11 protein-coding genes are annotated in these 13,115 nt (G+C 58.4%); 3 read left to right on the top strand and 8 right to left on the bottom strand.

The window, feature by feature from the left end; genetic code table 11:
- Positions 1-14 precede the first annotated feature (14 nt).
- The 4 genes from DXX3274_RS21935 to DXX3274_RS21920 form a co-directional block, all read right to left on the bottom strand.
- Positions 15-1,199 carry an MFS transporter gene (locus DXX3274_RS21935; protein ID WP_042861723.1) on the bottom strand — a complete coding sequence of 395 codons (1,185 nt, stop codon included), beginning with the start codon at positions 1,197-1,199 and terminating at the stop codon, positions 15-17.
- Between the two features lie 195 nt (positions 1,200-1,394).
- Positions 1,395-2,147 carry a 16S rRNA (guanine(1516)-N(2))-methyltransferase RsmJ gene (gene rsmJ, locus DXX3274_RS21930; RefSeq protein ID WP_042861722.1) on the bottom strand — a complete coding sequence of 251 codons (753 nt, stop codon included), beginning with the start codon at positions 2,145-2,147 and terminating at the stop codon, positions 1,395-1,397.
- Positions 2,144-4,186, bottom strand: a complete 2,043-nt coding sequence (prlC, locus tag DXX3274_RS21925; protein ID WP_042861721.1) for an oligopeptidase A — start codon at positions 4,184-4,186, stop codon at positions 2,144-2,146. The genes rsmJ and prlC overlap by 4 nt, the downstream gene beginning before the upstream one ends.
- Positions 4,187-4,330: 144 nt before the next feature.
- Positions 4,331-4,615, bottom strand: a complete 285-nt coding sequence (locus DXX3274_RS21920; RefSeq protein ID WP_038920695.1) for a DUF2623 family protein — start codon at positions 4,613-4,615, stop codon at positions 4,331-4,333.
- Positions 4,616-4,787: 172 nt separating this feature from the next.
- On the opposite strand from DXX3274_RS21920, the gene DXX3274_RS21915 reads away from it, so the two are divergent.
- Positions 4,788-5,630, top strand: a complete 843-nt coding sequence (locus DXX3274_RS21915; protein ID WP_042861720.1) for a 23S rRNA (adenine(2030)-N(6))-methyltransferase RlmJ — start codon at positions 4,788-4,790, stop codon at positions 5,628-5,630.
- A gap of 36 nt (positions 5,631-5,666) precedes the next feature.
- Here DXX3274_RS21915 and rnz read toward each other — a convergent pair whose 3' ends face one another.
- Positions 5,667-6,581 (bottom strand): ribonuclease Z, encoded by a 915-nt coding sequence (rnz, locus tag DXX3274_RS21910; protein WP_042861719.1) that lies wholly within the window; start codon positions 6,579-6,581, stop codon positions 5,667-5,669.
- A 428-nt stretch (positions 6,582-7,009) separates the two neighbouring features.
- Here rnz and gorA point away from each other — a divergent pair, with 428 nt between their 5' ends.
- Positions 7,010-8,362, top strand: coding sequence for a glutathione-disulfide reductase (gene gorA, locus DXX3274_RS21905; RefSeq protein ID WP_042861718.1), 1,353 nt, complete (start codon positions 7,010-7,012; stop codon positions 8,360-8,362).
- Between the two features lie 156 nt (positions 8,363-8,518).
- Here gorA and DXX3274_RS21900 read toward each other — a convergent pair whose 3' ends face one another.
- Together DXX3274_RS21900 and DXX3274_RS21895 are read right to left on the bottom strand one after the other, a co-directional pair.
- On the bottom strand, positions 8,519-9,940 hold the full coding sequence (locus DXX3274_RS21900; protein WP_042861716.1) for a DASS family sodium-coupled anion symporter: 1,422 nt from the start codon (positions 9,938-9,940) through the stop codon (positions 8,519-8,521).
- A 42-nt stretch (positions 9,941-9,982) separates the two neighbouring features.
- Positions 9,983-11,335 carry an adenylosuccinate lyase family protein gene (locus tag DXX3274_RS21895; protein WP_042861714.1) on the bottom strand — a complete coding sequence of 451 codons (1,353 nt, stop codon included), beginning with the start codon at positions 11,333-11,335 and terminating at the stop codon, positions 9,983-9,985.
- A gap of 207 nt (positions 11,336-11,542) precedes the next feature.
- Here DXX3274_RS21895 and DXX3274_RS21890 point away from each other — a divergent pair, with 207 nt between their 5' ends.
- The gene (locus DXX3274_RS21890; RefSeq protein WP_042861712.1) at positions 11,543-12,277 is read left to right on the top strand and encodes a GntR family transcriptional regulator; all 735 of its coding nucleotides are present in this window, start codon (positions 11,543-11,545) and stop codon (positions 12,275-12,277) included.
- A gap of 3 nt (positions 12,278-12,280) precedes the next feature.
- On the opposite strand, the gene DXX3274_RS21885 is transcribed toward DXX3274_RS21890, so the two are convergent.
- A complete protein-coding gene (locus tag DXX3274_RS21885) occupies positions 12,281-12,910 on the bottom strand; it encodes a YitT family protein (protein ID WP_238556073.1) in 630 nt (209 codons plus the stop codon).
- Positions 12,911-13,115: the final 205 nt, after the last annotated feature.

Here is a 13,115-nt window from a genome sequence, read left to right as displayed (position 1 = left end):
TAACCCCATATTTGTTACGCGGTCAGCGCCCGCTGCCGGGTGCTGTACAGTTCCTGCGCCAACGCCATCACTGCGGTAACCACCATAAAGATCACTGCCGACCAGAAAATGGCGGACGGGTGGCCCTGATCCAGCAGCCAGCCGAACACCACTGGGCCGCCGGCGCCGCCGATATTGAAACCGGTCGTGACTACGCCGAATACCCGACCTTCGGCGCCGGCCGGCGAGGCGTTACGCACCAGCATATCCCGCGACGGCGCGATAATACCGGAAAGAAAACCGGCGACGGCCAGAATCAGGATGGTCGCCAGCGAAGGTAGCGCATACATCGCCACGATGGCGACCAGCACGGCGGTGATGACCAGTGAGCCGGTTGCGACCATGCCGTGGTGACGGGTTTTGTCCGCCAGCGAACCGCCAGCCAACACGCCGAATGCGCTGGTAAACAGAAACGCGGTCAGCGCCAGGTTGGCTTCGGTCAGCGGCATATCGTAGCCATTCACCAGTGCGGTAACCGAGAAATTCTGAATCGAGTTGGTGCTGAGGTTGAGCAGCATAAACAGCACCAGCAGCGACAGAATCGGCAGGGTGAACACCGCCACCTTCGGCGCCTGGCTGTGCTTATTCTGCGCGGCGGCGGAAGGACGCGCTTCCCGTTCGCCCAGCAGCATCGGCACGGTCAGCAACCCGAATATTCCGGATAGTACAAACGCGAATTCGATGCTGGTGACGGACGCGACCGCCAGCAGCACCGCGGGGGCGACGGCGGTGCCGAGGAAACCGGAAAAAGTGTGGACCGAGAAGGCGCGCCCCATGCGGTTTTCGGCGATGCCACGCGACAGCAGCGCGTAATCGGCCGGGTGATAGACCGCGTTGGCCAGCCCCGCCAGCGCCATGGCTATCAGCATCCAGCTGTAGCTGGTAAACAGGCCGAGCGACAGGAAGGACAGGCTGCCTAGCGTCAACCCGGCGATCAGCGTGCGGCGCGGCCCGATGCGGTCGACGGCAAAACCGATCGGCGTCTGCACAATAGCGGAGACAACGTTGAATACGCCGAGTGCAACGCCGATTTCTACGTAACTGATGCCGCGCTGCGCGGAGATCAGCGGCATCAGCGCCGGCAGCACCATCATGTGAAAATGACTAACCCAGTGAGCGGCAGAGACCTGTGCCAGTAACGGTAATTTGTTTATTTTCATCGTTATTTTAATAGATTAAATGCGCGGGCGCGCAAGGATGGATTCAGTAATAAGGTTAACATATCGCCAGAACGGTTAGCCGTCTATTTTTTATGGGTGAGGGTTTTTAAATTAGCGAGGGTGCGGCAGGACGGTCGATTGCGGAAAACAGGGGGGCTGGCTGCTGCGGTTAAAAAGCGCAGCCAGAACCTGACGTTACTCCGCCAGCGGCAGATAAAAATCAAACCGGTGGCTTTTGGTTTCCAGCGCGGATTGGGCGGGTACGCCGGCCAGCGGCGGCGCGTAGTCCGGGCGTTTGACCACCACCCGCTTTTTCGCCAGGCGGCGCGCCGGCGCCAGCAGGGCATCGGCGTCATCGTCGGCGCCGACCAGCGTCTGAAATACCCGCATCTCCTTTTTCACCAGCGCGCTTTTCTGCCGATGGGGAAACATCGGGTCGAGGTAGACCACGTCCGGCGGCGGGGTAATAGCGGACAGCGCGTCGATGCTGGAGGCATGCACCAGCGTCAGGCGCTCGCGCAGCCAGCCGCCGATTTCCGGGTCCTGATAACCGCGTTGCAGGCCGTCGTCCAGCAGTGCCGCCACTACCGGATGACGTTCCACCATCCGCACCCGGCAACCGAGCGCCGCCAGCACAAAGGCGTCGCGGCCGAGGCCGGCGGTGGCGTCCACCACGTCGGGCAGGTAGTCTTTTTTAATGCCGACCGCTTTGGCGACCGCTTCGCCGCGTCCGCCGCCGAAGCGGCGACGGTGCGCCAGCGCGCCGGAGGCGAAATCCACGCAGATGGCGCCCAGCTTCGGCTCGTCGCATTTACGCAGTTCCAGCCGTTCGGGAGTGAGCACCAGCGCCAGCGATGATGCGGCGTCGTTCTCCAGCCCCCAGCGCCGGGCCAGTATCGCCAGCGTCTCGGGGTCGGCGCCGGCTTCGGTCAGTAAACCAATCCTCATTCCTGAATGCCGTAGTGCTTCAGCATGGCGTCCAGTTTAGGTTCACGACCGCGGAAGCGTTTGAACAGTTCCATCGGCTCTTCGGAACCGCCGCGGGACAGAATGTTTTCCAGGAACGACAAACCGGTGTCGCGGTTAAAAATACCTTCCTCTTCAAAACGAGAGAAGGCGTCTGCCGCCAGCACGTCGGCCCACAGGTAGCTGTAGTAACCTGCGGCGTAACCGCCGGCGAAGATGTGGCTGAAGGAGTGCGGGAAACGGTTCCATTCCGGGCTTTTCACCACGGAAACCTGCGCTTTCACCTCCGCCAACGTCTCCAGTACGCGTGCGCCTTTAGCCGGGCCATAACCGGCGTGCAGACGGAAATCGAACAGGCCGAACTCCAGCTGACGCAGGATGAACAGCGCCGCCTGATAATTCTTGGCGGCCAGCATCTTGTCCAGCATCGCCTGCGGCAACGGCTCGCCGGTTTCATAGTGACCGGAAATGAACGACAGCGCGTCCGGTTCCCAGCACCAGTTCTCCATAAATTGGCTCGGCAGCTCGACGGCGTCCCACGGCACGCCGTTGATGCCGGATACGCCGGCGGTGTCGATGCGGGTCAGCATATGGTGCAACCCGTGACCGAATTCGTGGAACAGGGTGGTGACTTCATCGTGGGTAAACAGCGCTGGTTTGCCGTTGACCGGGCGGTTGAAATTACAGGTCAGGTACGCCACCGGTTTTTGCAGCTCGCCGTCGGCTTTGCGCAGGCGGCCTACGCAGTCATCCATCCAGGCACCGCCGCGTTTGTGCTCGCGGGCGTACAGGTCAAGGTAGAAGCTGCCCAGCAATTCGCCGCTATCGTTAAACAGGTCGAAGAAGCGCACTTCCGGATGCCAGACGTCGACGCCCTGACGCTCTTTGGCGGTGATGCCGTAAATGCGTTTCACCACTTCGAACAACCCTTCCAGCACGCGCGGTTCCGGGAAGTAAGGGCGCAGCAGTTCATCGCTGATGGAATACAGGTGCTGTTTCTGCTGTTCGGCGTAGTAGGTGATGTCCCACGGGTTCAGTTCATCGACGCCGAAGTGTTCTTTGGCGAACGCGCGCAGTTGCGCCAGTTCCTGCTCCCCTTGCGGGCGGGCGCGTTTGGCCAGGTCGGTCAGGAAATCCAGTACCTGCTGCGGGTTTTCCGCCATCTTGGTGGCCAGCGATTTGTCTGCGAAGCTCGCGAAGCCCAGTAACTGCGCCAGTTCATGACGCAGCGCCAGCGTTTGTGCCATCACCTCGCTGTTGTCCCACTTACCGGCGTTCGGGCCTTGCTCGGACGCGCGGGTCACGTAGGCGCGGTACATCTCTTCGCGCAGCGCCTGATTGGAGCAGTAGGTCATCACCGGCAGGTAACTCGGGATATCCAGCGTCAGCAGCCAGCCTTGTTGCTCTTTGGCTTCCGCCAGCGCTTTGGCCGCCGCCAGCGCGCTTTCCGGCATACCGCTCAGCTCGTTGACGTCGGTTACCAGTTTGGTCCAGCCCATGGTGGCGTCCAGCACGTTGTTGCTGAACTGCGAGCCCAGTTCGGACAGACGGGAGGCGATATCGCCGTAGCGTTTCTGTTGTTCCGGCGGCAGCGCAATCCCGGACAGTTCGAAGTCGCGCAGGGCGTTATCCACCGCTTTTTTCTGCGCCACGCTCAGGTCGGCGTAATGCTTGCCGTCGTGCAGGTCGCGGTAGGCGCGGTACAACCCGGCGTGCTGACCCACCCAGGTGCTGTATTCGGACAGCAGCGGCAGGCACTGTTCGTAGGCGCTGCGCAGTTCCGGGCTGTTTTTGACCGAATTCAGGTGGCTGATCGGCGAGAAAATCCGCCCCAGCCGATCATCACTTTCCGCCAGCGGCTGACACAGGTTATCCCAGGTGAACGGACCCGGCTGCGCCACCACGCGCTCGACAGTCTGACGGCAGTCGTCCAGCGCGGCCTGCACGGCAGGGAGGATGTGTTCAATCTGAATCTGGGAGAACGGCGGCAGGGTAAAGGAGGAAAGCAATGGATTGGTCATGGCACAGTCCTGAAATGTGTTGATGATGACTTAACATGGGGGGTAATGAGGGGAAAATCAATGGCCGAGGGCACAATCACGAATACCACCAGTGCGCAACGCCGGCCGGAAAAAGCGTCATTCATCGCAGTACGGACGAAGAAGTCAGGATGACTGGTTATAACCGGCGTAAAACCACGCCACCAGCGATGGGTTGCTGACATCGGTAAAGAACTCCGCCACGATATCGCGCATCAGCCCGTAACGGCGGCACAGTTGCCCGGCTTCGAACGCGGCCTGTTGTCTGCCCCGTTGTGAGGCACGTTGGTGTGCGTAGCCGCAGACGTAGCCGCGGCGGTAGTCGTCGCAGTAATGACGGATGTCGCTCATCGATTGCGGCGTGGAGGCTTGCAACCCTGCCAGAATACCGTCGCCAAAGTGGTTTTTCATGAAGGTCGTTTCCGGGTAGTCGATATATAAATGATTATATATCGAAAAAGCTCCGTTATTGCAGTACCGGATGACGGATCGCAGTGATTGTCGGGTTATTTTGCGGCGCTAACCGTTTATACTGTGGCGATTAGCGGCAAACGCGCCCTCATTGACCGGAAATCCACACTTTATGCTGAGTTATCGCCACAGTTTTCATGCCGGCAATCATGCCGACGTGCTGAAACACACCGTCCAGAGCCTGATCATTACCGCGCTAAAAGAGAAGGACAAACCGTTCCTGTATCTGGATACGCACTCCGGCGCGGGCCGTTATCAGTTGCAGAGCGAACACGCCGAGCGCACCGGCGAATACCTCGACGGCATTGGCCGCATCTGGCAGCGGGACGATATTCCGGCGGAACTGGAGCCGTACATGCAAGTGGTGCGTTCCTATAATTCCGGCGACAAGCTGCGCTATTACCCCGGTTCGCCGCTGATTGCCCGTCAGCTGCTGCGCGAGCAGGACAAAATTCATCTGACCGAGCTGCACCCTACCGACTTTCCGCTGTTGCGTCAGGAATTTCTGCGTGACGATCGGGCGCGGGTGATGCGTGAGGACGGCTACCAGCAGCTGAAAGCCCAGTTGCCGCCGCTGTCGCGTCGCGGGCTGATTCTGATCGACCCGCCTTATGAACTGAAAACCGATTATCAGGCGGTGGTGAAAGGCATTCAGGAAGGCTATCGCCGCTTTGCCACCGGCGTGTTCGCGCTGTGGTATCCGGTGGTGCTGCGCCAGCATATCAAACGCCTGCTCAAAGACCTGGAAGACACCGGTATCCGCCGTATTCTGCAAATCGAGCTGGCGGTGCTGCCGGACAGCGATCGTCACGGTATGACCGCCTCCGGCATGATTGTCATCAATCCGCCGTGGAAACTGGAATCCCAGATGAAAAGCGTGCTGCCGTGGCTGCATCAGGCGCTGGTGCCCGGCGGTACCGGCCACACGCGCGTCGAGTGGGTGGTGCCGGAGTAACGGCCTATCCTATTAAGCTCTAAACGCCGCCCGGCGCTATACCCGAAAGGCGACGAGATCGGTTGCGACCTCGGTAGCTGGGAACAGCGTCTGACATTCCTGACGCAGCCGTTCCAGATCCTCCTGGCCGTAGCGGGCGCTGAAGTGAGTGATAATTAACCGTCTCGCGCCGGCGTCTCGCGCGGCGGCGGCGGTTTGCAGGGTGGTGGAGTGCCCGCGTTCGTTGGCGCGCTCCGCCATCGCCCCTTCCAGAGTGGCTTCGTGCACCATCACATCGACACCGGCGGCCAGTTTGAGCGCTTCCGGCGTCGGGCGGGTATCGCCGAAAATAGCCAGCGACTTGCCCGGCAGACCGGGGCCGACGTAATCCCAGCCGTTCAGCACCCGCCCGTCGTCCAGCGTCACCGTTTCCCCGCGTTTCAGTTGCTGGAAATAGGCGCCGGGTTTGACGCCCTCCGCCGCCAGTTTATCCACGTCCAGCGGGCCCGGTTTGGGGCGTTCCTCGATGCGGTATCCCACGCAATACAGGGTGTGCGACAGTTCATGCGCCGTCACCCGCAACTGATGGTCCTCGAACACCGTACCGGGAACGACCTCCACCACCTCCAGCGGATAAGTGAGCCAGGAACCGCTCAGCGTCAGCGCGGTTTCGACGAAGGTTTTCAGCCCGGCCGGGCCATAAAGCGTCAGCGGCGTCTCGATGCCCGCCATGGAACGCGAGCAGAGCAGGCCGGGCAGCCCGAACAGATGATCGCCGTGCAGATGGGTGATGAAAATCTTCTCCAGTTTACCGGGTTTGACCGGGGTGCGCAGAATCTGGTGCTGGGTGCCTTCGCCGCAGTCAAACAGCCAAAACGCCGGGCGAATTCCGTGCAGATCGAGCGCGATGCTGGTGACATTACGCTCTTTGGTCGGCACGCCCGCGTTGGTGCCGAGAAAAATCAGTTCCATGCAAGGCTCCGAAAGTTAACCTGTTTTTTTAGCATCGCGTCATTTTACCTATCGCACCGATTTTCAAAACCGTTGCGAACCGCTGCGCATTTCTTCATACAATCCCGCTTTCTGTCTTTGCCGGATACCGATCGCTGGCGTTACACTTTTCTCCAGCGTTACACTTTTCGCTGGCGTTACATTTTTTTCGCCGGCGTTACACTGTGAGTTGTATTCCGCCATCAGCGCCAGCATCGATGCGGCGGCGGGATACGGTCTATACCCAAAATAGTTCGAGTTGCAGGAAGGCGGCGACGCAGCGAATCCCCAGGAGCTTACACAAGTAAGTGACTGGGGTGAGCGAGGAAAGCCAACACACCTGCAACTTGAAGTATGACGGGTATATTTATCTTTATTGAACGTTTATCGAAAGCAAGCGTGGAGCCCTGATGACCAGACATTATGACTATCTCGCCATTGGTGGCGGCAGCGGCGGCATTGCCTCCATCAACCGTGCGGCCATGTATGGAAAGAAATGCGCGCTGATTGAAGCCAAATACCTGGGCGGTACCTGCGTCAATGTCGGATGCGTGCCGAAGAAGGTGATGTGGCATGCCGCTCAGATTGCCGAGGCCATTCACCAGTACGGGCCGGACTATGGCTTTGATGTCACCGTCAATCAGTTTAACTGGGACACGTTGCTCAAAAACCGCAGCGCCTACATTGACCGTATCCATCAGTCCTACAATAACGTGCTGGGGAAAAATCAGGTCGAGGTGATTCAGGGCTTTGCCCGTTTCGTGGATGCGAAAACGGTGGAAGTGAACGGCGAGCGCATCACCGCCGACCATATCCTGATCGCTACCGGCGGTCGTCCGACGCGCCCGGCGATTCCCGGTGCGGAATACGGCATTGATTCCGATGGTTTCTTTGCGCTGACGGCGTTGCCGAAGCGGGTAGCGGTGGTCGGCGCCGGTTATATCGCGGTGGAAATCGCCGGCGTGCTGAACGCGCTCGGCTCCGATGTTCACCTGTTTGTGCGCAAGCATGCGCCGCTGCGCCAGTTCGATCCGCTGATTGTGGACACGCTGGTGGAAGTGATGAATACCGAAGGCCCGGCGCTGCATACCGAGTCCATTCCCAAAGCGGTGGTGAAAAACGCCGACGGCAGCCTGACGCTGCAACTGGAAAGCGGGCATGAGCAAACCGTAGATTGCCTGATTTGGGCGATCGGCCGCGAACCGGCGAACGATAATATTAATCTGGACGCAGCGGGCGTGGCGCTCAACAGCAAAGGCTACATCGTGGTGGATAAGTTCCAGAACACCAGTGTGCCGGGCATTTACGCGGTGGGCGACAACACCGGCGCCGTTGAACTGACGCCGGTCGCCGTGGCGGCGGGGCGTCGTCTGTCCGAGCGGTTGTTCAACAACAAGCCGGACGAGCATCTGGATTACAGTAACATTCCGACCGTGGTGTTCAGCCACCCGCCGATCGGCACCATCGGGCTGACCGAACCGCAGGCGCGCGAGCAGTACGGCGACTCCCAGGTGAAAGTCTACCAATCCGCCTTTACCGCCATGTACACCGCGGTGACGCAGCACCGTCAGCCGTGCCGCATGAAGCTGGTGTGCGTGGGGCCGGAAGAGAAAATCGTCGGTATACACGGCATCGGCTTCGGTATGGATGAAATTCTGCAGGGCTTTGCGGTGGCGGTGAAGATGGGCGCGACCAAAAAAGACTTCGACAACACCGTGGCGATTCATCCAACGGCGGCGGAAGAGTTTGTCACCATGCGCTAACGCGCAAGACCGTGATGTGCTTACGGTGGTGACGGCGTGATAGTACAACACGACGATCGCTACAGGGTGATAACGACGCGGTTAGCACTACGCAGTGACAATCAGGGTGAGGTTATCCTCACCCTGATTCATTTAGGTCAGTAGTACTTCAATAGGTCAGTAATACCCCAGCAGATTCCACCACACCAGTCCGACCGCAAAGGTCAGCAGGACATTGACCGTCACCACGCATAAATTGATTTTGTAAAACCGCGGTCGTTCAAAATAGCCCTGGGCAAAATAAATCGGACCGGGGCCGCCGCCGTATTCGGTATTTCCCCACATCAGGTTGCTGAAAATACCAAAGCATATCGCTACCATGACGGGCGGGGCGCCCGCGGCAATCGCGGTGGCGGCAAAAGGCGCGTACAGCGCGGCGACATGGCCGGTCGCGGTGGCGAAAAGGTAATGAACGTAAATATAGATAAGGCCGAGCAGGATAAACGTGCCCATCGCGCCAAAGCCGTGAATCGCGCCGCCCATTTTAACCGTCATCCATTTGATGAAACCCAAATCGGACAGGCCGCCGGCCAGGCTGATGATCACGCTGAACCAGATGACGGTGTCCCAGGCGGCGTGGTCTTTGAGCAGGGCTTTCCAGTCAACCGCGCGTGACGCAAACAGATAGGCGGCAAGGCCCAGCCCAACGGCGGTGGCCGATAGCCCGGTAGCCAAACTGGTGCCCCAGCCAATCAGCGCCAGCAGGAATCCCAGCGCGACTTTCTTCTCGGCGGACGTCATTGTACCCAGCTCGGCGAGCGCCTGTTTTCCCATCTGTTTTGCTTCCGGGGTGCGCTTTAATTCGGGGTTTAACAGCTTGTATACCAGCAGCGGCATCAGGCAGAAACACACCATAGCCGGCACCACCGCGGCAACGAACCAGCTTCCCCAGGTGATTTCAACATTCAGTGACGATTTCGCCAGGCTGCCCACCAGCGGATTCGCCGCCATGCCGGTCAGAAAAATGGCGCCGGTTATCGGGGTGAACTGAAAGCAAACCATGATCAGGAAATCGCCGATTTTTTTCCCTGACTCGCCCGGTGTGGAACCTAATACTTCGTTGATGGAGCGCACGATGGGGAAAATAATCCCCCCTGAGCGGGCGGTAACCGATGGCATGGCGGGCGCCATAATCAGGTCGGAAACCCCTAATGAGTAGGCGATGCCCAGACTGCTGCCGCCAAATAACGACAGCATTTTATAGGCGATTCTTTTGCCGAGACCGGAGGTGACAAATCCCAGCGAAAGAATATACGCGCAAAATATTAGCCATACCGTTCCGCTGGAGAAGCCGGCCAGCGCTTTGGCTTCCGGTAATGTGTTGGTGAAAATAACAACGCATAACGCGATCAACATAACGGCGCCGGAGGGCAACGGCTGGGTTAATATTGCCGCAATGGTGGCGAGAAAAATGGCAAACATATGCCATGCCTGAGGCGTTAATCCTTCGGGTACAGGGGAAAACCAGATTATGGTTCCCAGTAACAGGGGAACCATAAAGGCGATTATCGATTTTCCCTTAGATGAATCAGATGACATGATCATCTCCTCAATCTTACGGGTTATTGATTTTCTGGGGGATTATTGCCGTTTGGCCGATTTTTCCAGTACCTGGTCGACCATTTCCGGCGCAATGCCGAGATAGTTAACCGGGTCTGTTAACCGCTCGATTAATGCCGGTTCAAGGCGACTGGATACCTGAGGCATAGCGTTCAGTACGTCGGCCAGGCGTCCTCCCTGCGTATTGACGATGCGGCAGGCGTCGTAAACCACGTCGTGCGCATCCTGTCGTCCCATGTAAGGCGCCAGACCCATCATCACGGCTTCCGCCACGATCAGCCCCTTGGTCATGTCGAGGTTTTTCGCCATCGCCTGTTCGTCGACAATCAGACCGCTGAGCATGAATTTGGCCTGATTGAGCGCGCCGGCGGCCAGCACAAAGCTTTCCGGGATCGCAATCCATTCCGCGTGCCACGGGCCGGTGGCGCGTTCCAGATCCTGCACCATCGCGTCCAGCATTAAGCCGGCGTGCTGACGTACGCCTTTGGCGCAGGCGAGCATCAGTTCGCTGGAGATCGGATTGCGTTTTTGCGGCATGGTGCTGCTGGCGCCGCGGCCTTTGACGAAGGGCTCGTACAGTTCGCCAAACTCGTTGGAGGCCAGGAGCATGACGTCATAGGCGATTTTCCCCAGCGAGCCGGTGATGACCGCCAGCAAGTTCACCGCTTCGGCGAAGCCGTCGCGCGCTACATGCCAGGTTGAGGTCGGCACGCCCAGTTTCAGCTCTGCCATCATCGCTTTCTGCACCGCCAGACCTTTGTCTCCCAGCGAAGCCAGCGTACCGGCGGCGCCGGCGAATTCGCCGACCAGAATGCGCGGGCGAGCCTGTTCAAGGCGCTCGGCGTGGCGGTCAAACATATCCAGCCAGATAGCGGCCTTGTAGCCGAAAGTGATGGGCAACGCCTGTTGCAGATGGGTTCTGCCCGCCATCGGCGTATCGCGGTAGCGTAGCGCCAGAGCGGCGAGAGTTTTGCGCAGTGATTTGATATCTGCGTCGATCAGGTCGAAGGCGTCGCGGATTTGCAATACCACCGCCGTATCCATAATGTCCTGGGTGGTCGCGCCCCAGTGCACGTAGCCGCCGGAGGCCCCGGCCTGCTTCGAGATCTGATGGACCAGCGGTAAAATCGGGTAACCGACGATTTCGGTTTCATGCCGCAGGAGGTCGAAATCAAGCGTGTCGGCGTTACAGGTTTTGGCGATCTCTTCCGCCGCTTCCTGCGGGATGACGCCGCAGCGCGCTTCGGCTTTCGCCAGCGCGATCTCTACCTCAACGTATTTGCGGATCAATTCATGATCGTCAAAGATGGCGCGCATTTCCGGCGTGCCGAACGAGTCCCTGAACAGAATAGAATCAAGAACATTCGATGCCATAGTGAACCCTCCCGGGTCTGATTTAGTGATAGACTGACCGATAGCAACGGTCTTGTTACGGTATGTCCGCGACGACCGACAATGGTGATTTAAATGTACGGACATTATTTAAATGTACGGACATTTATAGCGAGCATAAATGGCTAGCGGAAGTGTTTACTCACTGCTTTGTGATAGTGATCATTAATTTTTGAAGAATGTATCCTTATGAAAGAGTCCCTCTATAAGCGCATTGCCCGAGAGCTGGCGCAGGACATTGTTTCCGGCAAGTACCCCGCCGGCGCGCTTTTCCCGACCGAAAAGACGCTCTGCGAGGTGTATCAGGCCAGCCGGCATACCGTGCGGGAAGCGCTGCGCGAGCTGACCGAACAGGGTCTGATCTCAAGACGCAAAGGCGCCGGGACCCACGTCACCGACGCCAGAGAAGGGAACACGAACCACCCGCTGGCCAACCTGGAAGATTTGCTGGCGCTGGCCCGGAATAATTTGCGGGTGGTGAAAAAGATTGATGAGATCGTCGCCGATTATGAATTGTCGCAAATCATCGGTTGCCCGCCGGGGTCGCGTTGGCTGCATATCGCGAGTATTCGGGAAGACAGCAAGAAACCGGATGCGCCGATTTGCTGGACGGACAGCTATGCCAGCGTTGCCTACGACAAGGTCCGGCGCCTGGTGCGCAGCGACCCGTTTTCGTTGATCAGCGATTTGATCGAAAATCACTATGGCGTGAAAAGCAAGGAAGTACACCAGACCATTACCGCGGTTGGCGTGCCGGCCAAAATCGCCAAACAGCTAGGGGTGGAAGCGGGCTCGCCGGCGTTGAAAATCATACGGCGCTATGTGGATCGCAACGGCGAAACCTTTGAAACCACCATCTCCATTCACCCCGCCGGGCGATATACCTGTTCGATCGTCCTGAAACACCACGACGGGAATAGCTAGGCTTCACCCGCCCTGATAACGCCCCGGCTTATGCCAGTTCATCAGCATGGCGTTCATCGCCAGCGCGCTGAGCGCCGACCACAGCAGCAGGTGAACGGGCATGGTGATCATCGATACGGCAAACACCAGCACATCCAGCAGCATCTGGCTTTTGCCGGCGTTGATGTTGAAGCGTTTGTAGAGCCACAGGGTGACGACGCCGGTGCCGCCGACCGAGGCATTATGACGGGCCAGCGAGAGGATGCCCATGCCGAGAAAGGTGCCGCCCACCAGGGCGGAAAACAGCGGATGGATATAATTGATGCTCAACAGGTAGGGCACCGTCTGGGTGGCGGCGCTCAGGGCGATGTTGACGATCAGCGTTTTCAGCGTAAAGGCGCGCCCCATGCTGAAGTAGCAGAAAACCATGAACGGGATGTTGGCAAGGATAAACAGTACGCCGATCGACAGCGGAACAAAGTAGGAGAGCAGTAAAGCGATGCCGGCGATCCCGCCGGTGACCATACCGGACAGTTTCAGCATGTTCAGGCCGAAGGCGATAAACATCACCCCCAGCATCAGACCGTACACGTCGTCTTTCAGGGTGTGAGCCAGCCCTGGCTTCTGGCCGGTTTCCACTGTCTTGGGTAGCACGACAGACTCTTTCAGCACGGGTGTTGCCCTCATCAACGCGAACTTGTCCGATTTAGCCATAAGAAATGCATATATTTGCGACTTTCATGACTGAACATTCATTTATGGCGCTCAAGTTAACATTGATCACGGAGTGACTTTTAACTAAAAGAAAAGCCGTTTATCCATTAAATTAGGGATAACCACTCATCGTAATGGCATAAAT

The organism is Dickeya sp. NCPPB 3274, assembly GCF_000406205.1.
In the GTDB taxonomy this organism is placed as follows: Bacteria; Pseudomonadota; Gammaproteobacteria; order Enterobacterales; family Enterobacteriaceae; genus Dickeya; species Dickeya fangzhongdai.
The sequence above is the reverse complement of the archived record's forward strand: the minus strand, read 5'-3'. Positions and strand labels throughout refer to the sequence as shown.